Genomic DNA, 26,040 nt, shown 5'->3' on the forward strand with positions numbered 1-26,040 from the left:
CATGCTCATCCGAGGAAAGCTACGTCAAAACCTGAAAGTGATGCGAGACAGCCTCCGGGAGGCGACCTATTCGGCCGGGAGTGGCCGGCTTCACTATCGATTCATGAGTCGGTCCTTCGACCGCGAGACAGCGGCTGTGTTTGCTGGCATCAAGGAACATCGGAAACGCACCAGAGTCGGTTCGGAAATCTTCGAGTTGCGCCGCCGCATCCACATGATTGAAAAGGGCCTGACGATGCGACCGCGAAGAGACACGTTCGCCGTCGCTTACATCGGGATGACGATAGATCGATTGTCTCGAGCTATCGACGCCGGAGCCCTAGACAACGTCACCATTGCTTGGGCGCGAGACGTACTCGACGCGTACTTCGTCGCGACGTCGACTAGCTCCAGCCGCGCCATTGCTGACGCACAACGCCGCTACGCGCAGCTCGATGTCTCGTCAGAAGCGCCATACGGAGGACCCGCTCCCTTAGGGGAACCGACACGAAGCGTTGCGTACAGGGACCTCGCACAACTTGCCGCAAGCCGGCGCTCAGTTCGCTGGTACACCGATGCAAGTGTCGATCGCGAGATCGTCGATCGCGCGATCGAAGTCGCGATGGAGGCGCCGACAGCCTGCAATCGCGTCCCTTACCGATTCCGGGTCTTTGACTCGCCCGATGATGCTCGCACTATCGCCACGATCGCGGGCGGGACCGCCGGGTATGTGCACAATTTGCAGTCGATCGTGGTCGTGGTGGGCGATCTCGCTGCCTACGTCGAGGAGCGTGACCGCCACCTTATTTACATCGACAGCAGCCTTGCGGCAATGTCCTTCTTGCTCGCCATGCAAAGCCAAGGCGTGGCGACCTGCTGCATCAACTGGCCGGACATCACCGCCCCCGAGAAGAAGCTCACGGACCTGATCGGACTGCGCCGTCACGAACGCGTCGTCATGTTGATTGCCTACGGCTATGGCGACCCGACCGGGCTGGCGCCAATTTCACCAAAGTTTCCCCTTCCGCGCGCACGCACCTTTGAAAGGCTCGGAGAATGAAGGCAAACATCGCACTGGTCCGCGGAGTAGGTTCCCACAACGGAGGCGCGGAACTTCTACTTCGCGCTGCCTCTGGCCATCTGAGCGACCACTGGACGGTAATAGCCGACCGGCGCAAGGTGTCTCACACCGTCAGGCACGAATGGCAGATCGGGAACTTCTTGGAGGTACCCCGGTTCGGGGCGCTCCGATCACTCGGATGGAATGCTGCGCCCCGCTCGCTCGCGCGTGCAATGAACAATTATTCGGAGCGACACGTTGATGCGCTTTTCGACGCTTCCGGATTCTTCCTAGGGGACCAGTGGAGCTCCAGCTCGATCTCTCGGGATGGACAGGGGTTCGAGTACCTCGCGAAGAGGCAACGCCCAATAGTGATGCTGCCGCAGGCATTCGGCCCTTTCGAGAAAACGGAGGTGGCAACCAGCTCCCGACTCATCCTCGACCGTGCGGAACTCATCTACGCGCGGGATCGGGTCTCTCTCGAGTACATCAAGGAACTCCTCGATGACGATTCAAGAGTGCGGCTTGCACCCGACATAACTATCGCGCTCGAAACGAATGCCGCGACGTCAAAGACGGATCATGTGGCGATCGTACCTAATGTCAACATCCCGGCACGAGCCAAGGACCCGAGCGCGCGCGAGCGCTACGTTCAATCGCTGGCGTCCATAGCGAGAGGGATTTCGGGGATCGGGCTTGAGCCGGTGCTTCTCGCCCATTCAGCACACGGTGATCCCATCCTCGTGAATGAGATACGTAAACTCGTGCCACAGGTACGGGAGAGGAAGCCCGAGAACGGTCTCGCCGCGAAGCAGTTCATCGGGACGTGCCACGGCGTTATTGCGGGTCGCTACCATGCGATTGTCAGCGCCCTCGCGCAGGGGGTGCCCGCTGTGGCACATTCCTGGTCGCACAAGTATGGCGAACTTTTGGAAGATTTCGGGGTTTCCGACGGCCTAGCAGATCCCTATGCGCCCACTGATTCGGTCGATTTGCTCGCGGGACTGATTGAGAGTGACTCATACAACGCCTCGCTTCGCGCCAACAAGCCCCTATTGGTCAATCGAATCGAGCGCATGTGGGAAGAAGTTGACCACGCGACGTCAGGAATGCAATGACACTTCACTTGAACCACACACAGCCCGTCGGCGGAGTACCTTTCTCAGTAGCTACCCCTCAACAGGCAGCCCAGTGGGTCGCCGAAACCTCCCTCAAGCTCAAGTCGGGCATCCACATTCACCTGGCGAACGCCTACACGGTGGCCCTCGCCGACAAGAGCGCTGAGTACCGCGAAACGCTGACCGCAGGCGCTGTGAATTTTCCAGATGGTAAACCCGTCGGCGCCGTATCTGCGCTCCGCCGCGATCGCCCCCGCTTGCACCAAGTACGTGGCCCGCAACTTATGCTCGACACCCTGGCCGCTACCCAGAAATCTGGCGCTAGAAGCTACTTCTTGGGCTCGACGAGCGAGGTGCTGACCGCTCTCGAACGAAACGTTAGAGCCGCATACCCGCACGCAAAGATAGTCGGCATCGAGAGCCCACCGTTCCGTGCCCTTAGCGAGCGCGAGAGAGCCGACCAGATTGAAAGAATCCGGGCCTCGGGCGCGAACATTGTGTGGGTAGGCCTTGGCACCCCTAAGCAGGATGTGGTTGCGCGCGAACTTGCGGCAGAGCTTCCCGTCGCAGCGGTTGCAGTAGGGGCGGCCTTCGACTTCGCAGCGGGGACTCTCAAGCCCTCACCACAATGGGTTCGATCGGTCGGTTTGGAATGGGCCCATCGGCTCTATCTCGAACCGAGGCGCTTGTGGCGTAGGTATCTCTTCGGCAACTCCCGCTTCCTGCTGGCCGCGATCCGTTGGGGACGTCGTGAGGACTGACTCACAGGGGCTGAGAGGGCTGCGCGTGCTCGTCATCAGCCAGCTGCCACCTCCGGTCCATGGATCAACGCTAATGACCCAGACCCTCATCGGGGTCCTCGAAGAAAGTGGCGCGACTGTTCTCCTCGCTGACCGACGCTTTAGCACCGAGGTCGGCGAGATTGGTCGGATGTCGGTGAAGAAGATTCTCTCGGCGTTCGGACTGGCCAAGCGCGTACACGGCCTGGCTCGAAGCGCCGATGCCTGCATCTTCTTTGTAACCAATCGCACAGGTTCTTTTCTTGTCGATTGTCTATTGGGCGTTGTACTGCGGCGTCGGAGAATTGCAGTGGTTTCATACATTCATACCAACGGATACACGATGCTCGCCTCGCGATCCCGCTTTTGGTTTCGCGCCGTCAAGAATCTCTTTCACGACAATACCGCAGTTGTCTGCCTCGGCGATTCGTTGCATCAAGATGTACTCCGGTTCCTCCCCGAGAAGACTCGCCTAGTTTCTATACCGAACACCGCGCCCGAGGCACTCGACCCCGCTTCCATGCATCGAGACAATCGCGTTGTCTACTTTTCAAACCTGATTCCAGAAAAGGGGATTGAAGACTTCTTGGAGCTGGCCCGCAGATTCGAGAAGGAGTCCGATACTCGGTTTGTTGCGGCCGGGAGGCCGGTGTCACAAGTGCAACTTTCAGATCTGACGTCGAAGGCACCACCTAACGCAGAAGTGATTGGCGGGGTTTACGGCGCGGAGAAAGTTGACCTGTTCGCGTCAGCGTCGATGCTCGTGTTTCCAAGTACGTATCGATTTGAAGCCCAGCCGCTCACCATACTTGAAGCTCTGTCAGGAGGGGTTCCCGTCGTTGCATATGACGTCGGAGGGATCGCCGACCTTATACGGCATGGAGAGAACGGCCTGCTCGTGCCCGCGGGGGATGTGAGCCGACTTCAGGACGCCGTTCAGGGACTCCTGCACGACTCGAAACGCCTTGCAGCCATGTCAGAAAGCGCTCGACGGTTGTACCAGGAGAGATTCAGTCGAGACGCGTACCGAAACGCTTGGGAGAAGGAATTGAGGATGTCGTGTGCTTGATCTGACAGTTATCATCCCTGCGTTTAATGCGCAGTCAACGATTGCAGGAGCCGTCAGGAGCGCCGTCCGCGCCGGAGCCAGGCAGGTAATTGTGGTAGACGATGGGTCCTCCGACAAGACCAGCGAAATCGCGACCAGCGAGGGTGCATATGTCATCAGCCAGACAAATCAGGGCGCGGCAGCGGCTCGGAGAGCAGGGGCACAGTCTGCGCGGTTCGAATACGTCGCGCTCTTGGATGCGGACGACCGACTCCTTCCTGAGGGGGTTAAAGCTTCGGTAGATGTGCTGGTTGAGCACAACGACTGTGTGCTCGCTGGCGGGCGCACAGTTGGCGTCGGCCGTGGCGGCTTGGAGCGGCGTCTTTCGTTGTGGCCCGAGCGGGTGACGACTGACTCGCTGTTGCGACGCGGTCACGCGCCTGGCCCTCCCGGGGCCTTTGTCTGGCGGAGATCGACTCTGCGCGCTGTGTTGGATGACAGCCCTGCAGGATTGTGGCCGCGATTCGCGGAGGACTACGAGTTCCTGATTCGCGCATCTCTTCTCGGGAACATCGTTATGCACGACGCCGATTCGTGTCGCTATGAGTGGGTAGGGGGAAAGTCGAGCAGGAGTCCGGAGTCAAGTATCCGGGACGCCGACGCCATCAGGCTGCATTACGCGCGCTTCGCCAGTGTGCAGGTCGAGCCCAGATCTCCGCAAGCCATAAAAAGAATGGTCTATATGCGGCAGTCGTCAGAATTCGCCCCGCGTCGACACTTTACCCATTGGGCTTCACTAACCGCACGCGCCGTCTGGTCCGAACCCCAATTCTTCGTCAAGAAGGTCCTCGATCGCGCAGGCCGGCGCACATCCCTCGCTCCGAGGTCTGTGCCTTTACTGAGCACAATCGCGAGGGATTGGACTGCTAATCCTCGAGACCCGAAGGCACGAATGATTCTGTTGTTCTTTAGGCTGAGCCAGGCGGCCATGGGCAACTCACCGGTGCGCCGCATTGTGGCAGCCCCGCTCGAGGTTCTCTATCGGGTGACCACCGAAGGTCTCCTCGGGCTCGAACTGCGCCCACGGACGAAAGTGGGCCCGGGGCTTTCGATCTTTCATGGCTTCGGAATTGTCGTCAATGATCAGGCGAAAATTGGCAGGGACGTGCAGATTCGCAACGGAGTGACGATCGGACATCAAGTGCCGGGCGGCCGCTGTCCGATCATTGGAGACAGAGTTTCCATCGGCGCCGGTGCGATTCTCTTGGGAGACATCGAGATCGGCGCAGGTGCCACAATCGGCGCGGGCGCCGTTGTCGTCAAGTCCGTGCCAGCTGGCGATGTAGTAGCCGGGAACCCCGCGCGATCCCTACGCGCGCTCAACAACCACGGCGCGGGACGAAATGTCTCACGCGACCAGAACGGAGCAAATAATGACTAAACGCGCACTCATTACCGGAATCACGGGTCAGGACGGTTCCTACCTCGCCGAACTCCTCCTCAAAAAGGGGTACGAGGTCCACGGACTGATCCGCCGGGCGTCTACGTTCAACACTCACCGCATCGACCACCTCTACGTCGACCCGCACGAGCCGGACGCCAAGCTCTTCTTGCACTATGGGGACCTCTCCGATGGCGCCCGCATGGTGACGTTGATGAGTGAGATCAACCCGGATGAGGTGTACAACCTGGCCGCGCAGTCGCACGTGCGGGTGTCGTTCGATGAGCCCGAGCACACCGCAGATACCACGGGTACCGGCACGATCCGTCTCCTTGAGGCGGTGCGGCTGTCCGGGATCAAGACGCGGTTCTACCAGGCTTCCACCTCTGAGCTGTACGGGGCGACCCCTCCACCGCAGAATGAGGAGACCCCGTTCTACCCCCGCTCCCCGTACGGGGTCGCAAAGCTGTACTCGTACTGGATCACGAAGAACTACCGCGAGGCGTACGACATGTTCGCCGTCAACGGGATCCTGTTCAACCACGAATCCCCCCGTCGCGGGGAGACGTTCGTGACCCGCAAGATCACCCGTGCAGTGGCACGCATCAAGGCGGGTGTGCAGAAGGACATCTACCTCGGAAACCTCGACTCGATCCGTGACTGGGGGTACGCCGCGGAGTACGTCGAGGGCATGTGGCGGATGCTGCAGGTCGACGAACCCGAAGACTTCGTCCTCGCCACCGGTGTCGGCTACACGATCCGCGACTTCCTGGAAACCTCGTTCGGGCAGGTCGGGTTGGAATGGCAGGAGTACGTCAAGTTCGACGAACGCTACCTGCGTCCCACCGAGGTCGACGCGCTCATCGGCGACCCGGCCAAGGCCGCCGACAAGCTCGGGTGGGTTCCCACGATCGATGGGAAGGAACTCGCCAAGCTGATGGTCGATGCCGACATCGAAGCCCTGGAGAAGGGCCCGGAGTGGATCGACACCGTCAAGCTCGCTTCCTGGGGTACCGCGGACACGGTGGCGGCGCGATGACCACCGCCACCGACGGTGTGGACTACACCCCGGGGGAACTCGACCGGGACGCGACGTTCTACGTCGCCGGCCACCGGGGACTCGTGGGGTCCGCGATCGTCCGCCGGCTGGAGTCTGCCGGGTTCGAGCGGGTCGTGGGGAAACCCTCCGCGGAGCTGGACCTGAAGAACCGGGACGCGGTGTTCGCGTACATGGGCGAGATCAAACCCAAGTACGTGGTGCTGGCCGCAGCGAAAGTCGGCGGGATCCTCGCGAACTCCACCTACCCCGTCGACTTCTTGAGCGACAACATGCGCATCCAGACGAACGTGCTGGACGCCGCGGTCGCGAACGATGTGGAGCGGGTGCTGTTCCTCGGGTCGTCCTGCATCTACCCGAAGTTCGCCGAACAACCCATCCGCGAAGACTCATTGTTGACCGGGCACCTCGAGCCGACGAACGACGCGTACGCGATCGCCAAGATCGCCGGCATCCTGCACACGCAAGCGGTGCGCCGGCAATACGGCCTGCCGTGGATCTCGGCCATGCCGACGAACCTCTACGGGCCGAACGACAACTTCTCCCCCAAGGGCTCACACGTCCTGCCTGCGCTGATTCGCCGGTACGACGAGGCGGCCTCCTCGGGGGCAGCGTCGGTGACGAACTGGGGCACGGGCACACCGCGTCGAGAATTCCTCCACGCCGACGATATGGCAGACGCATGCCTCCACTTGATGGAGCACTACGACGGCCCCGCACAGGTCAACGTCGGCACCGGGTCCGACGTCACCATCCGCGAAATCGCCGACACCATCGCATCCGTCGTCGGGTTCGAGGGTGCCACCGAATGGGACACCACCAAACCCGACGGGACACCGCAGAAGCTCCTCGACGTGTCCCAGCTCGCCGAGGCGGGGTGGACCGCTCAGATCTCCCTCCAGGAGGGGTTGGAGCGAACCGTCTCCTGGTACCGCGACCACGCGGACGCGCTGCGGCAGTAGTCGCACGGTTCTAAGCAGACACGCGTGACCTATCGGCATATCGTGCTCTTCCGAGTTCACGACGACGTCGACGACGCCCGAGTGACCGAAGCCATCAGCCGGCTTCGGTCACTCGACGTTCTGCCCGGCATCCTGTCCTGGCGAGTCGAGCAGTCCCTCGATGCACGCAAGGGGCGAGTCATCATCGAAGACGCGACGTTCGTCGATGCGCTTGCGTTTGATGCCTTTCGGGCGGATGCGCGGCACACGGAGATTGCGTCGGAGATGGCCCGTATCTCGGACTGGTGGGTCGGGGATTATTGTGCGTGATGCGGCGCTTGACCCCTGATCTTGGACACGCTGATTCCAGCACAGCGCTGGGGAAGCGAGAATCCAAGGGATGGCAAGGAAGAACTACACGGACGAGTTCCGGCAGCGGGCGGTGGACTTGTATGAGTCCACGCCGGGCGCGACGTTGAAGGGCATCGCGGCGGATCTGGGGATCACCCGGGGTGCGCTGCGGGAGTGGGTCGAGAAGTTCGGCTCCGGGACCACGACCGCCGGGACGGGGCCGATGCCGGCGGCGGGGCGGGCCGAGTCTCAGGCGTCGCGGATCGCGCGCCTGGAGGCGGAGCTGGCCGAATCGCAGGCGGAGAAGCTGAAGCTGGAGACAGAGCGGGACATCCTCCGTCAGGCGGCGAAGTATTTCGCCGGGGAGACGAACTGGTGAACCGCTTCCAGTTCGTCGAGGACCACAAGGACGCCTATGGCGTGAAGCGGTTGTGCGAGGTCGTCGAGATCGCGAGGTCGTCGTTCTACGCCTGGCTCGCGGCGGCCCCGGGGAGGGCGGCGAGGGCGGCGGAGGATGCGGTGCTGGCGGCGCGGATCCGGGTGCTGCAGGACCCGGCGCAGGGTGGTGACCGCGCCTACGGGGCACCGCGGATCACGGCTGACCTCAACGATGGCGTCCCCGTCGCCGGACGGGTGAATCACAAGCGGGTCGCGCGGGTGATGCGGGAACACGCGCTTGCGGGGATCCGGTTGCGGCGACGGGTGAAGACCACGATCCCGGACCAGACCGGACGCAAGTACCCCGACCTGATCGGGCGGGACTTCTCCATCGGGGAGCCGAACCGCCGGTATGTCGGAGACATCACCTACCTCCCGATCGCGGACGGCAGCAACCTCTACCTCGCGACCTGCATCGACCTCGGGTCGCGGAAGCTCGCGGGTTGGCAGGTCGCCGACCATATGCGCACGGAGCTCGTCGAGGACGCCCTGCGTGCGGCGGCCCGGAACCGCGGATCGCTGGCCGGCACCGTGTTCCACAGCGACCAAGGCTCGGTCTACGCCTCGAAGGCCTACGCCGCCCTCTGCGAGCAGCTCAAGGTGACCCAGTCCATGGGTGCGGTGGGATCGAGCGCCGACAACTCACTGGCGGAGAGCGTGAACGCGACGCTCAAGCGGGAGCTCCTCGAGGGCCGGCCAGCGTTCCCCGACCAGGCCACCGCCTACCGGGCCGTGTTCCGGTGGGCGAACCGCTACAACACCCGCCGACGCCACTCCGCGCTCGGCCAGATCACCCCGAACAGCTACGAGACCGCCTACACCGCGACCACGTCCGCTACCCTCGCGGAAGCGGCATAACCGAAACGACACCGTGTCCACGATCGCGGGTCAAGGCCCTGCAACTATCGCGGGCGCTTCGTGCACTGTGACCGCCCCGTAACCTGCTCATTGCAGGATCGATTCTCAGGGGGCATGCTCCGGTCAGGCTCCGAACGCACGTGAACCAGGCGGGGCCCGACCACATCACACACAGAGTGGTCGGACAGGTCACCGCATGGTCCAACGCGAGCTTGGCATTGGGCTGGTCACCGTTGCGCCGCCGAGCAGGGTCCAGCCAGCGCCGCCATCCTCCGCGGTGAAATCCGCAGGGGCCAGAGTCGCGCCCGCGCCATCGAGCAGGACCAACGACCGCAGGTAGCCACCCGGGCGCAGGAGCGCGACCGGGTAGATGCGAGAAGGCACCCCGTCGTTCCTGAACCGACCGTCTCGGTCTCCGCCAGCGTCCTCGCCGCAGCGTCGGTGAGGTCGGTCCCGTCGACCGCCGTGTACGCCGAGTATGTACGTGTGGTGGAGTCCACGTCGAAGCGGAGACGAATCTGCGATCCGAGCACGAAGGTGGGCATCGTCCTGTCTTGCTCAACCGCTCCCACCTACAGCGGCGGTCAGCTACGATCATGCGCATAGCGGAGACCTTCATCGACCGGATGGCGCATTGGATCCGTGAGCGGCGAGATCGCCCACAGCTGTGCGCGTACGGCAACACGACCATTGTTGCCGGTGTCCGCTGCCCCGAGATCGTCGACCCGTGGGTCAGCAAGGCGATGGGGCACCCCGCTTCTGCTCCATCGAGCATCATGTTGCCTCGACAGAGGACGCGCTCTTCTAGTCGCATGGCACCGAAAGATACGCCGTTCGAGGGATGCTCGATGCTTTTCGCAGGGGGGCGTAGCGTCAAGGACAGGGTTCGTTCCGCGGCTTGGATCGGCGTTGTTTCGATGGCGATCGGAGGCGTCAACATCTGGATCGCCCCGACAGCTGAAGGCCGGGCAGTGCGGGCTTGGCCCGTCGGCTGAGAACCTTCTAAACCGTCTGGGACCCCACAAGCTGTCTCTCACGACGCCGCGCCTTGACGATGCGGCCGACCTTAACGGTCACCCAGACCGCTCCAACGAACGCGCACGAGACCGCTAGCGCGATCGGCGCGTTCGGCGCGACAAATCCAAGCCCGATGATGAGATTCAGCGCCACGTTCCCGCCGCCGAACGCGAGCAGCGACGAGCTACCGAAAGGCCCAGGAGGGCGATTTCGCGTGATTCCGAACCGCTCGACAACGAGGTAGGTGATCGCTAGGACAAGAACCGCGGCCACAAATCCCAGGACGAAGTATGCCCAGTGGTTCGTCTGTCGGAACTCCGAGATGTCGAGCCAACGTCGCACAGTCTCGGCGAGGCCAAACTGCACCAGGACGATGGCCGCGCCGACTACAGCGACTCCAACAACCGCAGCGGCAGGCGCGAGCTGGCGAATGCTCAACCTGCTGTTGAGCATCGCCCGGACGACCTGACCGATAACCATTCCACCTGCGACCAGTGCCAAGCCGTGGAACATGGATGGGCCGGCGCCCTCGCCGATACCGAGGACCCTGGGAAGAAAATAGGACCCGCTTGAATCAACGGTCGCGTCAATCATCGCCTCAATCGGCCACCAGGCTATGCAGACGATGAGCACGCCCACGGCACCGATCTTCAGTCGAAGCGGCACGAGCACAAGGCACGCGAGGCAGGCAAACGCGTAGAAGGACAGTACGGTCCCGTTGGGTACCTCACGCAATAGGAGCAGCCCCGGAACAAGTTCGGCGATCGGCAGTTCCCCGCCGATGACCGCGGCTACCGCGACGAGCGCGAAAGCGAGGTAGCACTGGGCTGCGCGCTTGGTAAGCGCCCGGCGAACCTGCTTTCCGCCCCCCGCCTGCCAGCGCTGCACGTGCACGAGCTCGATGGCGACTCCGAATATGACGAAGAACGTTGGAGTGCCAACACGGATGATCAGGGCAAGAATCCCCCAAAACCCATCCGGCGCCTCGGTCTCCCACCCGTCGAACGCGTTCATCGCGTGCGAGAAGAGCACTATCGCAATCACGGCGCCTCGCGCGCGATCGACATACTCAGCGCGTCGGCGCACCGCCGGACCGCGACCCCCAGAATCAGTCACGATCCGAAAGACTACCCACACTTAGAGAGGTGGTTGGGCCCTGTGACGGCTTACAGGCTAGGTGATTCGGGCGGCCGCGCGCCTCGTAAGACGAGACCGCGTGACTGGCAATTTCGAACTGAGCGAGTCCAGCCTGGCTCGGGACGCCATGATTAGACCCGCCGCCCAGAAGAACGGGATGGCTCCGAACGGGGCTTCGAGGACCACGCCTAGCGTCGCGACAGGGATGATGGCGAGTACGGTGAGCGAGGCCACGGCGAGGAGGTCGTCTGCTCCCACCTTCTGTCGCGTCTGCCACATGATAAGCATGAGCTGGCCGACCCAAAGCACCGCGAGAGCGAGTCCGATGATCCCTAGTCGGGCGTAGATCCCGACAAACCAGTTGTGGGGGCTTCTCACATTCGTGTACGTCGTGCCCTCGAGGAACGCTTTCGTGCCAGACTCCTGCAGGAAGTCATTGCCAAACCCGGAACCGAAGAGTGCCCGGGCCGGCTGCTCGTTAGTCCACGTGATGACCATGTCCCACGTCATCTCGCGAGCACGCTGCGTTCCTTGCGCGTTGAGCTGGCCGTCGGTGTTTGCACTTAGCTGGGGAGCGACAGTCGCAATTAGGCGCTCACCGGCGGAGGTGGTTGGGAGAACGATGAGCGTCGCCGCCAGTAGCGCTGGCACCAAGAACGCCATTGCCAGGCGGCGGCCCTGAGCTTGGCGGGAAGCGGCGTAGGTGAAGGCGAATGCCGCGGCGAGGCAGATCACGAGCGAGATCTGCCCAGCGCGGGTTCCGGTCGTGGTGAAGACCACTAGCAGGGCGAGCGTCATTCCTGCAAGGTTCCAGAACCGGCGGCGACCGAGAAGCACCTGCCGGAAGCATGCTCCCGCCGCGACGCCGATGATCGCGACGTCGATGTCGGGACGCACTTGGAGGACCGGGGCTGCGGAAAGCGGGCCGAGTACGTCGAATCCGCCGCTGTTGTCTGTGAGCGCAACGCAAGCGACCCAGAGAAGGTGGATGGTGAGCGCCCAGCGAAGGACCCTTGCAGTCGCGGCGCGTGTGACCGATGTCGAAGTTCGCAGCCCATATGCGGCGAGAAACGCGAGGATCGCGTACAGGAATGGGATGGAGTCTCTGAGCCAGTCCAACATATTGGCCTGTCCGAGGGAAAGCAGGACGCGGGTGCCGATGAAGGCGAAGAACACAACGAACAGCGGCGTCACACCGCGCGCTCGCGAGTCCGTGCTGAGCGGGCCCCTAAAACCGCGGCTGACCCATAGGTGCACTACCGACAGGGCGATAAGCGCGTCGCTGATGAACAGCGGACTGATCCCGATGTTCGTGCCCCACCGGGAGAACGCGAGAACGAACGCGACGACGATTGTTCCGACGATCAGACGGGGCGCGGTGGCCTCCCGCACACGCGCATCTGCCATGTACGGGAGGCTACCAGCCGCCTGTTTCGGATCGATCACACGGGACGGATGACGACGTTGTCGATCACCGCGTCCAGGCAGGAGCCTGCCGAGCCGAGTCCGACATATTCGCCGGCCGTGAAGGACGCCTTTTCGTCGACATCGGAAACGCGCAGCTCACCGTCGACGAAGAACGACACGTTCGATCCTCCAACGCGGAACCCTAGGCGCTGACCAGGGGCGTGAGGAACGAATCAGTGTCAAGTTGACCTGTCACCAGTTCGTTCCTCACGCCCGGCGGCGTCTCCTTGGTTGACCAGCGTGCGTACGTCGGGGTCAGGGTGGCGCGCGTGGACCTCATCGACGGTGGTCTGCGCGTGGGCCTTGGTCGGAGCCTGCAGGCCGTAGGGCATCGGGACGTACGCGAGATTCACGTCCATGGAGGTCGGCGCCGGCACCCACGTCGACACGGCCGTCAGCGGTTCACCAAGACGCATCGCCTCGCGGCGGCGAATGGGAGGGCGCGGTGGAAGACGTCGGAGCCGTCGACTCCGACGACGACACCGGAGCGTCCCTCCGCCGCGCGCGCGTACGGAGACGACGACGGCCGGGCGAGACCGTAGCCATGACCTTAAACTGCTCGAGATGGTTTCGATCGCCGGAGAGGGCGATGCCAGCGGACCGCGACGGTGACTGCTGTCGCGTTCTCGAGGACTGCGGTGCTGGTCGAGCCGAGGAAGAGGCGGGCGAGGCCGCTGCGGCCGTGCGTGCCGACCACCGTCAGCAGCGCGGAGGTCGAAGCGGCGGTGATCTCGGTGGCGGCGTCTCCCTCGACGACGTGGAGACGCACCTCGAGGTTCGGATAGCGCGTACGCGCCTCGTCGATGAGCGTCTGCGCGAGGGCCTCGGTCGGAGCCTGGAGGTCATAGGGCATCGGGTCGTAGGCCAGGTTGACGTCAAGGGAGGCAGGAACCGGCAACCAGGTCGACACCACCGTCAGCGGTTCACCTAGGCGCGTGGCCTCGTCGGCGGCGAACGCGAGGGCGCGGTGGGAGACGTCGGAGCCGTCGACTCCGACGACGACACCGGAGCGTCCCTCCCGGGCGAGGTCGGTCCGCCAGCTCGACGCCGTCGCCTCCCGGGTCCTGCAGGGCCTGACCTCTCAGGCTCCGCTCCTGCAGACCCGCGTTGGTGAGCGGGTGATGGTCGATCTGGACGACACCATCATCGAGGTCCACGGGTATCAGAAGCGGGGCGCCGGGTTCGGATACTCCGGAGTCCGCGGACTGAATGCCCTCCTCGCCACGGCCTCCACGAGCGCGTCCGCTCCGGTGATCCTCAGCCAGCGGCTGCGGCAGGGGAGGACTGGCTCCCCGAAGGGCGCGGCGAGGATCGTCGGCGATGCCCTCGCGACCCTGCGCCGCGCCCGCGCCGGGGAGCGCCCGTTGCTGCGCGCGGACTCCGGGCGCAGACGTGTCGGTCACCGTCCGGATGGACCCCGCCGTGAAGGCCGCGATCACCACGATCACCGAGGATGCGTGGACCACAATCGAATACACCGACGCGATCCGCGACGAGACCACCGGGCAATGGATCTCCAAAGCGGAAGTCGCAGAGATCCCGTTCACCGCGTTCCGGTCCAGGAAGAAGTCCGAGCAGATCGCCGGCAGGTTGATCGTCCGGCGCATCCCCGACCTCAACCCGAAGAACATCGACGCGCCGACGCTGTTCGACACCTTTCGGCACCACGCGTTCTTCGCCACTACCGACAAGGACGACATGGACACCGTCGCCGCGGACAAGACCCACCGCGGTCACGCGATCATCGAGCAAGTCCACGCCGATCTCAAGAACGGCCCGCTCGCGCACCTGCCGTCAGGGGCATTCGCCGCGAACAGCGCCTGGCTCGTCCTCGCCGTCATCGCGTTCAACCTCACCCGCACCGTCGGCGTGATCGCCGACCACGCGGGACGCCTTGCCAGAGCGACGACCGCGACGATCCGCCGCACCCTCATCCACGTCCCGGCACGGCTGACGCGCTCCGCACGCCGGATCACGCTGCACCTGCCCGAGGCCTGGCCCTGACAGAACGCCTTCCACCGACTGTTCACGATCACGCACGCGCCCCCACCCGCCGCGACCCCCTGACCACCGCCGCTACCGCGGCACGACCGAGGAGCCAGTGGACGACCGGGACGCGACGCCCGGAGCTCAGCCCTGCCCTCGACACTTCACCACACGCCGATCACACCGACCCGGCCCACCCAAGTCTGACGCGCGACAACCCCACCCCACCGGTAACCGAGTCGGCCACCACCGACGGCCGCGGTCACCGTGACCGCGCGATCGGCGGCGCACGTGGGGCGGGCGTGCGCCGCAACGGCCCGCCGAGCTGGGGCCGGTCACCGGGCTGCTCAACAACACCCGGCGTCTCGATCGGCGCGGAGCCACTGAAGACGACGGAGGAGACCTGGCGCACGGTGATTGGACACGAATGTCGACGGCGTCTGGAACTCGTACGTACGCGCCGGCGCATCCCCGGTGACCACCCCGACAACTCGATTCAAGCGCGCCGTCGCGCGCACCTAGCATCGGCCCGTGCCCCATCGCCTCGTTGCCCTCTTCGACCGACGGGCACTGGCGATCTCCGGCGTCGTGCTCCTGGCCGTGACGATGCGCAGCGGCGTGGCCGCCGTCTCGCCCCTGGTCGAGCTCATCCGCGAGGACTTCGCCCTCTCCAACACGTTCCTCGCGGTGCTCGCGGCCATCCCGCCGGCGTGCTTCGCGCTGGCCGGGCTGTTCTCGACGGTGATGAGCAACCACGTGCGTCCGGAGCGGCTCGTGGTCGGCGCGATGGTCCTCGCGACGGCGAGCCTGGTGGCGCGCGGCTTCGTCACCGACAGCGTCGGCCTGCTGGTGGCGACGATCGGACTGTTCGTGGCGGTCGGGATCAGCAACATCGCTCTGCCGCCCCTAGTCAAGGAGTACTTCCCGAACCGCATCGCCGCGGCGACGGCCACGTACACGACAGTGATGGCGTGCGCGACCCTGGCACCGCCGCTGGTGGGCGGACCGCTCGCCGCGCAGCTGGGATGGCGGTTCTCGCTGGCGATCTGGGCCGTCTTCGCCGCGTTGGCGATCGTGCCGTGGGCGGTGCTGGCCGTGCAGAGCCGCACGCGCGGCGGCGCACGATCCACCCGCGGGGTCACCGCCGCCGCGCTGCGGATGTGGCGTCACCCGGTGGCGTGGGCGCTGCTGACGATCTTCACCGTGGCGGCGATCTTCGCCTACACCGCCTTCACCTGGCTGCCGACGGTGCTGGCCGAGACGGCCGGAGTGGATGCCGATGCCGCGGCGGGACTCCTGGCCCTGTACGCAGCGATCGGGCTGCCGCTCTCGCTGCTCGCACCCGCCCTGGCCCGGCGGCCCGCGGCGGTCCGGCTGATGTGCCTCCTGGCGGCCATGACCGGCGGCGCAGGTCTGGCGGGCATCCTCCTGGCGCCGGCGTTCTCGCCCGTCCTGTGGGTGCTGCTGTGGGCCCTCGCCGGGGTGATGTTCCCGCTGGCGCTGACGTTGATGAGCATGAGGGCGCGCACCGCGGCCGGGGCGGAGGGGCTGAGCATCTTCGTGCAGGGATGCGGCTATGCGACCGCTGCGGCAATGACCTTCGGCTTCGGCGCGCTGCACGAGCTGTCCGACGGGTGGGTGGTGCCGCTGCTCTTCCTCGCCGTCATCCTCGTCGCCGTAATCCCCGCCGGGATCGTGCTCGGACGCCCCACCACCGTCGAAGACCGCGGCGACCGTCGCCCGGTCCGCGGAGACTAGTCCGCGGCGAGCGCGCGTGCCGCACCCCGGCCGGCCACGCCCAGCCAGCGGGCGGGGTCAGCCATCGCGGCCTCGCCCGATCCGGCGAGATCCGTGAGGGTGGCGTACCACCCCGCCGGCTCGGCGCCCGCGGCACCGGCCACCACGGCGACGGGCGTGCCCGACGCCCGACCCAGCTCGATCACATGGCCGACCACCTTGCCGCCCAGCGACTGGCTGTCGTACCGCCCCTCGCCGGTGATCACGAGATCGGCCTCCACGACGAGGTCGGTCAGCCCCGTGAGCGCAGCGACATGCGCGGCACCGCCGGTCAGGACGGCACCCCAGCGGTGCAGGGCGAACCCCACCCCGCCGGCCGCGCCGGTACCCGGTTCGCCCGGGTCGCCGCCGAGCAGGGCCGCGGCGTCGGCGAGGCGCTCCTCCAGCAGGGCGACCTGTGCCGCATCGGCGCCCTTCTGCGGCGCGAACACCGCGGCGGCGCCGTGCGGTCCCAGCAGCGGTGCCGTCACGTCGGTCAGCACGACTGCGCCGTCGACCGGCGGGCGGCGCGATCCGAGCGCGTCGCGCACGGGAAGTCCGGCGTCGGTGGACGCGGAACCGCCGATCCCGACGATCAGTCGACGGATGCCGCTATCCAGCGCCGCCGCCATCACCTCGCCGAGACCGCGAGAGGTGGCCCCCATCGGATCGAGTTCGCCCATCAGCGGCAGGCCGCTCATCTGCGCCATCTCCACCACGCCCACCCCGCCCGGCAGCTCCAGCCACTCGCCGCGGCGCGGCGTCCCGTCGGGGCCGGTGACGCCCTCGACGACGTGCACGATCGCTCCGGGCACGCAGCGCCCGATCGCCGTGAGGGTGCCCTCGCCGCCGTCGGCCTGCGGGCACACGATCACCTCGTCGCCGGTACGCTCGTTCAGCCAGCCGTCCCGGAGCGCCTCGGCCGCGGGGCCCGCGTCGATGGTGCCCTTGAACGAGTCCGGGGCGATCACCACGCGACGAGGGCGCCCTTCGCCTGCTGCGGCTGCCGGCGCCATCCCCTCACGCATCGCGCAGCTCCGCCGGCAGGAGGTGCGCCGGGAAGCCCTGATAGGCCACGGGGCGCACGAACCGCTCGATGGCCGAGGTGCCCACCGAGGTCGTGCCCGCCGCAGTGGTCGCGGGGTACGGTCCGCCGTGCTGCTGTGCGAAGGTCACCGACACGCCCGTGGGCCACTGATTCCACAGCACCCGCCCCGCGCGGGACGCCAGGGACTCCACGAGGGGCTCGAGGTCCTCCTCATCCGCCTCGCCGATGATCGTCGCCGTCAGCTGGCCGTCCATGACGCGTGCGAGCTCCAGCAGCTGCGCGCGGTCGCGATAGGTCACCACGAGCGCGCTCGGACCGAACGACTCGGCCATCAGCCGCTCCGAGTCCGCCAGCACGGAGTCGATGTCGGTGCCGTGCAGCGAGGGCGCCGGCGGGTCGGCGAGGGCGTCGGCGGAGCCAGCGAGCACCTCGACGCCGGGATGGGCCCGCAGCGTCTGGACCGCCGCCACGTAGCCACTCTGGATCCGCGGGTTCAGCAGCGGCTGCGCCGGCCCGAGGTCAGCCGCGGCGAGCATCCCGCGGATCGCGGAGTCCTCCGGCACGACCAGCACGCCGGGTTTGGTGCACAGCTGACCCGCCGAACCGGTCATCGAGCCGATGAAGCCGGCGGCGATCGACTCGGCGCGGGCTTCGGCAGCGGCGGCGGTGACGAACACCGGGTTCACGCTGCCCAGCTCCCCGTAGAACGGGATGGGCTCGGGTCTCGAGACGGCGATGTCGAACAGGGCCCGACCGCCGGCGATCGACCCGGTGAAGGCTCCCGCCTTGATGCGGGCGTCCTGCAGCACCGCCACGCCGGCCTGCGTGCCGAACACCACCGAGAACACCCCGCCCGGGAGCCCGTGGCTCGCGATCACGCGACGGACCAGGTCGCCGGTCAGCGCGGAGAGGGCCGGATGCCCGGTGTGGGCCTTGACGACGACGGTGCACCCGGCCGCGAGCGCCGAGGCGGTGTCGCCGCCGGCCACGCTGAAGGCGAAGGGGAAGTTGCTCGCCGCGTAGACGACGACCGGTCCGAGCGGTCGCGCCGTACGACGCAGGTCGGGCCGCGGCGCACCCATGGGCCACTCGGGATCGGCCGGGTCGAGCCGCACGCCAAGATATCCGCCATCGCGCAGCACCTCGCCGAACAGCCGCAGCTGGAACGTCGTGCGCGTCAGCTCGCCGTTGAGTCTGCCCTCCGCCAGGTGGGTCTCCTCGCCGGCGATGCGCACGAGCTCGTCGCGGGCGCCCTCCAGCTCGGCGGCGATGTCCTCCAGCACGACCGCCCGCTGCTCGCGCTCCAGGCGGGACCAGACCGGGAACGCCTCGGCGGCTCGGCTGACCACGTCGATTACCTCGGCGTCCGAGGTGGGGGTGAGGACGGTCATGCGTCTGCTCCTAAGGGGGTGAGGAGGGGCGTGCGCTGCGCGTCCAGGTGGCGCAGCATCCGGGTCAGTCCGAATGTCCACGGGGGAAGCTCCTCGGCGATGCCCACGGTGGTGCGCAGGGTGCCGAGGCGGGGGCTGGAGATCTCGACTACGTCGCCCGGGTGGTGGGTGAATCCGGCACCGGGCTCGTCGCGGTCGGTGGTGGGGGCGAACATCGTGCCGGTGTACAGCGCGAAGCCGTCGGGGTACTGGTGGTGCGCTCCGACAGTGGCCGCCACGAGCTCCTCGAACGTCCGGCTGATGCGGCTCAAGGGGCTGGCGGCCTGCAGCGCGAAGCCGTCCTCGCCGTCGATGCGCAGAGTGATCTCCGCATCCCGCAGCGCGTCCAGCGCGAACCCGTCGTCGAGCATCCGCACGAACGGCCCGATGGCACTGGAGGCGTTGTTGTCCTTGGCCTTCCCCAGCAGCAAAGCCGAGCGCCCCTCCACGTCGCGGAGGTTGACGTCGTTGCCGAGGGTCGCACCGACGATCCGCCCGGTCGAGGCGACCACGAGCACCAGCTCGGGCTCGGGGTTGTTCCACGAGGAGGCCCGCGGCACGCCGACATGGGCGCCATAGCCCACGGACGAAAGCACAGGGGCCTTGGTGAACACCTCCGGGTCGGGCCCGATGCCCACCTCGAGGTACTGCGACCACAGTCCCTGCTCCCGCAGCACGTCCTTCGCGCGGGCCGCCTCCGGCGAACCGGGGCGCACGCTGGCCAGCGTGCCGCCGAGGGCATCGAGCACCCGCGTGCGCACCGCCCCCGCCCGCTCCGGATCACCGCCGACGCGCTCCTCGATGACGCGCTCGATCATGCTGTCCACGAACGTCACACCGCACGCCTTGACCACTTGGAGGTCGATCGGGGCGAGCAGGTGCGCCACGTCCTCACGATGCGCGGCGCCGGCAAGCTCGGCCAGCGACCACCGCGGCGGGTGCGCAGCGACGGCATCGATCACCGCGATCGCGTCCTCGCGCTCCATCAGCTCCGACGCGGTGCGCGTCTCGGCCGACAGGTCCACGACGCCGTCGCCGCACACGGCGACCACGCGAGGGCCGGCGATCTGCGGATCCCATATGCGTCCGACGAGGCGGGCCGCACCGGCATCCCGGGGCAGCACCCCCGCATCGGTGCCGTCAGCGCGCATCGTCGGAGCGCCAGCGGTAGGCGTCACGGGAAGCCGCGCGCATCTGCATCCCCGCGCCGGGCAGCGTCGGGGCCAGATAGCGGCCGTCGCGGATGCGCACCGGGTCGGCGAAGTGCTCGTGCAGATGGTCGACGAACTCGATCCGGCGGTCCTCGCGCGTGGCCGCGACGGCGACGAAGTCAAACATCGACAGGTGCTGCACGGCCTCGCACAGCCCCACACCGCCGGCGTGTGGGCACACCGGAACACCGAACTTCGCAGCCAGAAGCAGGTTCGCCACGTTCTCGTTGACACCGGCGACGCGCGTGGAGTCGATCTGCATCACCGAGATAGCATCCAGCTGGAGCAGCTGTTTGAAATTCATGCGGTTCGGGGAATGCTCGCCCGTCGCCACCCGGATCGGAGCGATGCCGCGGGCGATCCGCGCGTGGGCGACCACGTCGTCGGGGAACGTCGGCTCCTCGATCCAGTACGGATCGAATTCGGCCAGCGCACCGACCCAGTCGATCGCCTCCTGCGCTTCCCAGCGCTGATTCGCGTCGATCGCGATCGGGAAGTCCGGCCCGCACACCGCACGGGCGATGCCCAGCCGGCGCCGGTCGTCCGCCAGGCTGGCGCCGACCTTGAGCTTGATCAGCTCGAATCCCTCGTCCAGCGCCTCGCGGCACAGACGCTCGAGCTTCTCATCGCTGTAGCCGAGCCAGCCCGGAGAGGTCGTGTACGCGGGAAAGCCCTCGTCCAGCAGGCTCGCTTCGCGCTCGGCCCGCCCGGGCGCGGCGCGCTCGAGGATCTCGAATGCATCATCGGGGGTGAGCGCGTCACCCAGGTAGCGGAAGTCCACCAGCTCGACCAGCTCCTGCGGCGTCATCCGCGACAGGAGCTGCCACAGCGGCATCCCGGCCCGCTTGGCCTTGATGTCCCACAGCGCGTTGACGACCGCGCCGATGGCCATGTGGATGACACCCTTCTCCGGCCCCAGCCAGCGCAGCTGCGAGTCGCCGACGAGTTCACGCCACGTGTCGCCCATCCGCTCCAGGAGCGGCTCCAACTCGCGCCCGACGAGCTGCTGGGCGACCAGGTCCACCGCCGCGGTCTGCAGGTCGTTGCCCCGGCCGATCGTGAACACGAACGCGTGTCCCTCGATGCCGTCGGCGGCATCCGCGCGCAGCACGAGATAGGCCGCGGAGTAATCCGGGTCGGGGTTCATCGCGTCGGAGCCGTCGAGGGCTTCCGAGGTGGGGAAGCGGATGTCGACGGTGTCGAATCCGACGACCCGGGTCATGCCTGGCTCCGGCGGAACACGGCCGCGACGCCCTGACCGCCGCCGATGCACATCGACACCATCGCATGCTCGCCGCCGGTGCGGCGCAGACCGTGCAGCGCCCGCAGAGCGAGGATCGAGCCGGTCGCGCCGACGGGGTGGCCCCACGCGATTGCGCCGCCGAGCGGGTTCACGCGATCGGCGATCAGGCCGGCGTCGCGCTGCACCGCGACGGCCTGGGCCGCGAACGCCTCGTTCAGCTCGACCCAGTCGATGTCGGAGACCCCCAGTCCGGCACGTTCCAGGACGCGGGCGATCGCCGCGACCGGCGCGTACCCCATGACCTCGGGCGCCAGGCCCACCTTCGAGAAGGCGACGAGCTCGCCGAGCACGGACAGGCCGCGCTCCGCAGCCGTGGAGGCGCGCATCATCACGATCGCGGCGGCACCGTCGTTGATGCCCGACGAGTTGCCGGCCGTGACGGTACCCTGCTCGGAGAACGCGGCCCGCAGCCGCGAGAGCGCCTCCAGGTTGGTCTCGCGCGGGTGCTCGTCGGTGTCGACGGTCGCCGTCTGGCGCCGCTGGGCGACCTCGACCGGCACGATCTCTCCGGCGACGGCGCCCGACTCCATCGCGGCGCGGGCCTTGCGCTGACTCTCCGCGGCAAAGGCATCCTGCTCCGCCCGCGAGATGCCGTACCGTTCGGCGACGTTCTCGGCCGTGCGCCCCATGGGGTAGTCCCCCCACGGATCGGTGACCAGCGACAGGGTCCCGTCGATCTGCTGGCGGTGGCCGAGTCGGTAGCCGTCGCGCGCCGCGTAGTCCAGGAACGGCTGGCGGGTCATGTTCTCCACTCCGCCGGCCACCACGATGTCGGAGTCGCCGCGGTTCAGCTCGTCCGCCGCGGTGGCGATCGCCTGCAGGCCGGAGCCGCAGAGCCGGTTGACGGCGAACGCGGTCGAGGATTCGGCCGCACCCGCCGCGAGGGCGACCCGCCGGGCAATGAAGGCGTCGGGGCCGACCTGGCCAACGCAGCCAAGGACGAACTCGTCGACCTCGGAGATGTCGACGCCGGCTCGCCCGACAGCCGCGCTCACCGCGAGCGCTCCGAGGGTGTGGGCGGGCACGGAGGCGAAGGCGCCTCCGAAGCTGCCGACCGGGGTGCGTGCCCCGTCAACGAGGACGATCGCGTCGGTCATGATGCTGCTCCCTCTGGTGTGCGGTTGTCGAGTCCGATGGAACGGAGGGCGGCGGCAGTGTCCTCGTCGCTCTCGGCGGCGATTACCCGCCATCCGTCCGAAGTGAGGCCCAGCAGATAGTCCTCGGTGGCAAGGAACACCTCTTTGCCGTCGGCGAGGGCGGCCTGGCCGTTGAAGGTGAGGTGATCCACGGCGTCGACGAACTTGCGGTGACGTCCGCGCGACGACATCAGGAAGCAGATCCGGCGCGCTCCGCTGAGGATGTCGATGAACCCGCCGCATCCGATCAACCGGCCGCCAAGCTTGGAGACGTTCACGTCGCCGCTCATGCTCACCTGGCCGGCGCCCATGAAGGCGATATCTACGCCGCCGCCAGTGTAGAAATCGAACTGTGCGGCGTGCCCGACGATGGCCTGGGGATGCAACGCCGCCCCGAAATCGGTGCCGCCCAGCGGTACGCCGCCGTAGACACCGGACTCGATGGACATGGTCACTTGCGTCAGCATCGACGTCTCGGCCAGTGCGACGCCGATGGTGTCGCCGGGGATCCCGGTGCCGACGTTGACCACGTCGCCCGGCCGCACCAGCGCGGCGCCCCGGCGACCGATCTTCATGCGGTCCTCGGCGACGGCCCGGGTGGCGAACACCGCGGTGAGCGCCTCGTCCGAGATGACTCCGCCGACCAGCTCGGCCTTCAGGTCCGGCGAGTCGGTCGGCCGCTGGTAGCGGTCCGCGTCGGAGACCTGGACGACGTAGTCGATGAGGTTGGCGGGCACCGTGACGTCACGTGGGGCGATCTGTCCGTCGGCGACCCGATCACGCACCTGGGCGATGACGATGCCTCCCGAGTTGCGCGCGGCCTGCGCGAGCGAGAGAGCGTCCAGGCCGGCGGCCTCATCCTCCTGCGCAAGGTTGCCCGATGCGTCCATCCGCGATCCCCGCAGCACCGCGACGTCGAGGGGGAACGAGCAGTACAGCAGCGTCGGAGCCCCATTGATCTCCAGCAGCTGCACGTATTGGCTCGCGTCGATACTCGCGCGAGCGGAGGCGTTGACGCGACCTCCCTCGATGCGCGGATCCACGAACGTGCCCAGACCCACCTTGCTGAGGTTCCCAGGGCGTCCGGCGGCGATGGCGCGCAGCAACCCAGAGAGCTGCCCCTGCGGCAGGCACACCCCCTCGACGCCGTCGTCGTTAATCAAGGCGCCGAGACCGGGCGCGAGTCCCCAGTGCGGTCCGACGATGCGGGCGAGCAGACCGGGGACTGCGAAGCGCTCCAGGCCGTGCTCACGGTTGGACTGTCCGGCCGGGTGGACGACGGTGAGCGCCCGCGGCGATCCGGTCTCGACGTAGGAGTCGGCGATGGCGGCGTAGATCTCGTCGGCGACGCCCATCATGGTGAAGCCGTCCAGGCCCACCGTGGCGCCGTCAGCGATGAGGCCGGCGGCGTCGCGGGCGGTGACCTCGCGGGGGGTCATATGCGGTACCCGCCGCCCACCTCGAGCACCTGACCGGTGATATAGCTGGCGTCGTCGCTGGCGAAGAACGCCACGGCGGCGCCAACGTCACTGGGTGCGCCGGTGCGACCCATCGGGATCTTGTCCAGCTGCGCCTGGTGGATGTCGGCCGGGATGCCGCGGGTCATCTCGGTGTCGATGAAGCCGGGGCAGATGGCGTTGACGGTCACGCCGGCGCGGGCCAGCTCCCGAGCGAGGGTGAAGGTCAGGCCCAGCACGCCGGCCTTGGCGGCGGCGTAGTTAGCTTGGCCGACGTTGCCCTCCCACGAGGCGGAGGAGATGTTCACCAGGCGACCGCTCTTGCGCTCGCGCATGTGACGCGCGGCGGCGCGGCTGACGTAGAACACGCCGCTCAGGTCCACGTCCAGCACGATCTGCCATTGCTCGTCGGTCATCTTGTGGGCCATCGCGTCCCGGTTGATGCCGGCGTTGTTGACCACGACGTCGATGTGACCGAAGCGTGCGACGGCTTCCTCGAAGGCGCGGTCCACTGACGCGCTGTCTGAGACGTTCAGCTCTAGCGCCCGGTGTCCTTCACCAAGGACAGCGGCCGTGGTGGTCGCCGCATCCAGGTCTACATCGGCCGCCAGAATCCGGTAGCCCTTCTTCGCGAGCGTCTCGCAGATCCCACGCCCGATCCCACGTCCGGCGCCTGTCACCAGCGCTGTCTTTTGCTCCACGTCAGTCATCAGTGCTCTCGTTCCTCTCTGGGACATCCACATGTCCGTCCGATGCTCAGCGCATGGGGGATGCGCACACAGCTCAACGCGCTGCGACGACCCGAGATCCTGTCGATCAGGAGGTCGACGGCGCTACGCGCCATATCGACGTGCGGCTGAACGACGCCGGTAAGTCGGATCATTTCGGTGGCGCACACTTCGATGCCGTCGAATCCGGTGACCGCGATGTCTCTCGGCACATCAAGCCCTCGCGACTGCGCATGCGTCATCACTCCGAGCGCCAGCACGTCGCTGCCGCAGAGGACGAACTTCGGCGGGACTGGCAGGGCGAGCAAGTGCGCCGCAGCGGCGCGTCCGCCTTCGAGCGTCAGCGGGACGCTGACGCGGTATTCCGCCGGCAGATCCGTGCCTGCCGCACGAGCCTCGGCTACAAAGCCGCTCTCTCGATCAGCAGACGCACTGGAGGTGTGCGGACCCACTACTGTCGCGATCGGCCCACGACGATGACCGAGAGCATGCGCGGCGATCTGACGGGCGGCGGCGAGATCGTCGATGCCGACGAAGTCCGAGCTGATGCCGGTGTAGGCGCGCGAGATCTGCACGAACGGTAGCCGCGCGCGCCGCATGTCGCGCACGGCCTTCGCACTGTCGGAACGTGCCACCGCGATTGCGATACCGTCGACGCCCCGCTCGATCATCGAGCGGATGGTCCTCGAGGCGGAGTCGTCGTCGTCCCCGGTGTGCGCGAGGAAGACGCCGAATCCGCGCCTGGCGGCGGCTGCGCAGAAGGCGACCGACAGCTCTGGGTAGAACGGGTTGGCGACGTTGGAGAGGGCGAGCCCGAGCACGTCGAGGCTGCGCCGCTCGCGTGCGGGCACCGGTCGGTCGTAGCCAAGTCGCTCGGCCACCGCGCGTACGTGATCGCGGGTGGCTTGAGAGACTCCCCCGCGGGCGTTGAAGACATACGACACGGTGGCCGTGCTCACCCCAGCCTCGCGCGCCACTTCCCTTGCCGACACGACGACACGACGACCCGCGACGGGGCTCCCCGTGTCGGTGTCCGGCGTTGTGGCGGAGGTCATGTTGGGAACGCTAGAAACGCGAGTCGGAGTTCAGCAACGTTAAGCACTGCGCCATTGCGGATACGCCACCCGCGCGATCCTCGTCCGCGGTTCCAGGTCCCGCTCTGCATCATCACGCTACGTTCGCCACCTGCAGGGCATGAACCGCGGCTTCGACGGAGAATCTGTCCACGACGGCCGACGACAGCGACACGGGTATCCTCAGCGCGGAACCCCCAG

At 66.9% G+C, this 26,040-nt stretch carries 22 protein-coding genes and 3 pseudogenes; 12 read left to right on the forward strand and 13 right to left on the reverse strand.

The window, feature by feature from the left end:
• The first annotated feature begins 1 nt into the window (after nucleotide 1).
• The 10 genes and pseudogenes from KZC50_RS01305 to KZC50_RS01345 all read left to right on the forward strand — a co-directional run bounded on the left by KZC50_RS01305 (nucleotide 2) and on the right by KZC50_RS01345 (nucleotide 9,070).
• Nucleotides 2-1,039: a nitroreductase family protein gene (locus tag KZC50_RS01305; RefSeq protein ID WP_310890330.1), complete on the forward strand. Its 1,038-nt coding sequence runs from the start codon at nucleotides 2-4 to the stop codon at nucleotides 1,037-1,039.
• Nucleotides 1,036-2,157 carry a polysaccharide pyruvyl transferase family protein gene (locus tag KZC50_RS01310; RefSeq protein WP_310890331.1) on the forward strand — a complete coding sequence of 374 codons (1,122 nt, stop codon included), beginning with the start codon at nucleotides 1,036-1,038 and terminating at the stop codon, nucleotides 2,155-2,157. The genes KZC50_RS01305 and KZC50_RS01310 overlap by 4 nt, the downstream gene beginning before the upstream one ends.
• 8 nt (nucleotides 2,158-2,165) lie before the next feature.
• Nucleotides 2,166-2,918, forward strand: coding sequence for a WecB/TagA/CpsF family glycosyltransferase (locus KZC50_RS01315; protein WP_310890332.1), 753 nt, complete (start codon nucleotides 2,166-2,168; stop codon nucleotides 2,916-2,918).
• Between the two features lie 73 nt (nucleotides 2,919-2,991).
• Nucleotides 2,992-4,005, forward strand: coding sequence for a glycosyltransferase family 4 protein (locus KZC50_RS01320; RefSeq protein WP_310890333.1), 1,014 nt, complete (start codon nucleotides 2,992-2,994; stop codon nucleotides 4,003-4,005).
• Nucleotides 3,998-4,426 (forward strand): annotated as a pseudogene (locus KZC50_RS15650) (glycosyltransferase family A protein); the annotation flags it as partial. The gene KZC50_RS01320 and the pseudogene KZC50_RS15650, both read left to right, overlap by 8 nt.
• A 510-nt stretch (nucleotides 4,427-4,936) precedes the next feature.
• Nucleotides 4,937-5,425, forward strand: coding sequence for an LbetaH domain-containing protein (locus KZC50_RS01325; RefSeq protein ID WP_310890334.1), 489 nt, complete (start codon nucleotides 4,937-4,939; stop codon nucleotides 5,423-5,425).
• Nucleotides 5,418-6,464 (forward strand): GDP-mannose 4,6-dehydratase, encoded by a 1,047-nt coding sequence (gene gmd, locus KZC50_RS01330; protein ID WP_310890335.1) that lies wholly within the window; start codon nucleotides 5,418-5,420, stop codon nucleotides 6,462-6,464. Before KZC50_RS01325 ends, gmd begins: the two co-directional genes overlap by 8 nt.
• The gene (locus KZC50_RS01335; RefSeq protein ID WP_310890336.1) at nucleotides 6,461-7,444 is read left to right on the forward strand and encodes a GDP-L-fucose synthase family protein; all 984 of its coding nucleotides are present in this window, start codon (nucleotides 6,461-6,463) and stop codon (nucleotides 7,442-7,444) included. Before gmd ends, KZC50_RS01335 begins: the two co-directional genes overlap by 4 nt.
• A gap of 24 nt (nucleotides 7,445-7,468) precedes the next feature.
• On the forward strand, nucleotides 7,469-7,753 hold the full coding sequence (locus tag KZC50_RS01340) for a Dabb family protein (protein ID WP_310890337.1): 285 nt from the start codon (nucleotides 7,469-7,471) through the stop codon (nucleotides 7,751-7,753).
• A gap of 70 nt (nucleotides 7,754-7,823) precedes the next feature.
• Nucleotides 7,824-9,070 (forward strand): IS3 family transposase gene (locus KZC50_RS01345; RefSeq protein WP_310890338.1). Its coding sequence is split into 2 segments (ribosomal slippage): nucleotides 7,824-8,139 and nucleotides 8,139-9,070, totalling 1,248 coding nucleotides; the frame shifts between segments, so codons are not numbered across the junction.
• Between the two features lie 1,002 nt (nucleotides 9,071-10,072).
• On the opposite strand, the gene KZC50_RS01350 is transcribed toward KZC50_RS01345, so the two are convergent.
• From KZC50_RS01350 to KZC50_RS01370, 5 genes and pseudogenes are all read right to left on the reverse strand, one after another.
• Nucleotides 10,073-11,101: a hypothetical protein gene (locus tag KZC50_RS01350; protein ID WP_310890339.1), complete on the reverse strand. Its 1,029-nt coding sequence runs from the start codon at nucleotides 11,099-11,101 to the stop codon at nucleotides 10,073-10,075.
• A gap of 159 nt (nucleotides 11,102-11,260) precedes the next feature.
• Nucleotides 11,261-12,631: an O-antigen ligase family protein gene (locus KZC50_RS01355; RefSeq protein WP_310890340.1), complete on the reverse strand. Its 1,371-nt coding sequence runs from the start codon at nucleotides 12,629-12,631 to the stop codon at nucleotides 11,261-11,263.
• Nucleotides 12,632-12,666: 35 nt separating this feature from the next.
• A complete protein-coding gene (locus KZC50_RS01360; protein WP_310890341.1) occupies nucleotides 12,667-12,810 on the reverse strand; it encodes a hypothetical protein in 144 nt (47 codons plus the stop codon).
• Between the two features lie 60 nt (nucleotides 12,811-12,870).
• On the reverse strand, nucleotides 12,871-13,107 hold the full coding sequence (locus KZC50_RS01365) for a hypothetical protein (protein ID WP_310890342.1): 237 nt from the start codon (nucleotides 13,105-13,107) through the stop codon (nucleotides 12,871-12,873).
• 134 nt (nucleotides 13,108-13,241) lie between these two features.
• Nucleotides 13,242-13,682: pseudogene (locus KZC50_RS01370) on the reverse strand (universal stress protein); the annotation flags it as partial.
• 40 nt (nucleotides 13,683-13,722) lie between these two features.
• Here KZC50_RS01370 and KZC50_RS01375 point away from each other — a divergent pair.
• Together KZC50_RS01375 and KZC50_RS01380 are read left to right on the forward strand one after the other, a co-directional pair.
• A pseudogene (locus tag KZC50_RS01375) lies at nucleotides 13,723-14,758 on the forward strand (IS1380 family transposase); the annotation flags it as partial.
• Between the two features lie 450 nt (nucleotides 14,759-15,208).
• Nucleotides 15,209-16,435, forward strand: coding sequence for an MFS transporter (locus KZC50_RS01380; RefSeq protein WP_310890343.1), 1,227 nt, complete (start codon nucleotides 15,209-15,211; stop codon nucleotides 16,433-16,435).
• Here KZC50_RS01380 and KZC50_RS01385 read toward each other — a convergent pair.
• Genes KZC50_RS01385 through KZC50_RS01420 form a run of 8 tightly spaced genes read right to left on the reverse strand, consistent with a single transcriptional unit; the run spans nucleotide 16,432 to nucleotide 25,821 of the window.
• Nucleotides 16,432-17,427 (reverse strand): glycerate kinase, encoded by a 996-nt coding sequence (locus tag KZC50_RS01385; RefSeq protein ID WP_310890344.1) that lies wholly within the window; start codon nucleotides 17,425-17,427, stop codon nucleotides 16,432-16,434. The two genes, KZC50_RS01380 and KZC50_RS01385, sit on opposite strands and share 4 nt — an antisense overlap.
• A gap of 46 nt (nucleotides 17,428-17,473) precedes the next feature.
• Nucleotides 17,474-18,892, reverse strand: coding sequence for an aldehyde dehydrogenase (NADP(+)) (locus KZC50_RS01390; RefSeq protein WP_310890345.1), 1,419 nt, complete (start codon nucleotides 18,890-18,892; stop codon nucleotides 17,474-17,476).
• On the reverse strand, nucleotides 18,889-20,082 hold the full coding sequence (locus tag KZC50_RS01395; RefSeq protein WP_310890346.1) for a fumarylacetoacetate hydrolase family protein: 1,194 nt from the start codon (nucleotides 20,080-20,082) through the stop codon (nucleotides 18,889-18,891). Before KZC50_RS01395 ends, KZC50_RS01390 begins: the two co-directional genes overlap by 4 nt.
• A complete protein-coding gene (locus KZC50_RS01400; protein ID WP_310890347.1) occupies nucleotides 20,072-21,364 on the reverse strand; it encodes an enolase C-terminal domain-like protein in 1,293 nt (430 codons plus the stop codon). Before KZC50_RS01400 ends, KZC50_RS01395 begins: the two co-directional genes overlap by 11 nt.
• Complete coding sequence (locus KZC50_RS01405) at nucleotides 21,361-22,542, reverse strand: thiolase family protein (protein ID WP_310890348.1); 1,182 nt, start codon at nucleotides 22,540-22,542, stop codon at nucleotides 21,361-21,363. Before KZC50_RS01405 ends, KZC50_RS01400 begins: the two co-directional genes overlap by 4 nt.
• Nucleotides 22,539-24,020 (reverse strand): CoA-transferase, encoded by a 1,482-nt coding sequence (locus KZC50_RS01410; protein ID WP_310890349.1) that lies wholly within the window; start codon nucleotides 24,018-24,020, stop codon nucleotides 22,539-22,541. Before KZC50_RS01410 ends, KZC50_RS01405 begins: the two co-directional genes overlap by 4 nt.
• Nucleotides 24,017-24,748 carry a 3-oxoacyl-ACP reductase FabG gene (gene fabG / locus KZC50_RS01415; protein ID WP_310890350.1) on the reverse strand — a complete coding sequence of 244 codons (732 nt, stop codon included), beginning with the start codon at nucleotides 24,746-24,748 and terminating at the stop codon, nucleotides 24,017-24,019. Before fabG ends, KZC50_RS01410 begins: the two co-directional genes overlap by 4 nt.
• Complete coding sequence (locus KZC50_RS01420) at nucleotides 24,748-25,821, reverse strand: LacI family DNA-binding transcriptional regulator (RefSeq protein ID WP_310890351.1); 1,074 nt, start codon at nucleotides 25,819-25,821, stop codon at nucleotides 24,748-24,750. Before KZC50_RS01420 ends, fabG begins: the two co-directional genes overlap by 1 nt.
• Nucleotides 25,822-26,040 lie beyond the last annotated feature (219 nt).

This window comes from Microbacterium aurantiacum, from assembly GCF_031625015.1.
GTDB classification, from domain to species: Bacteria; Actinomycetota; Actinomycetes; order Actinomycetales; family Microbacteriaceae; genus Microbacterium; species Microbacterium aurantiacum.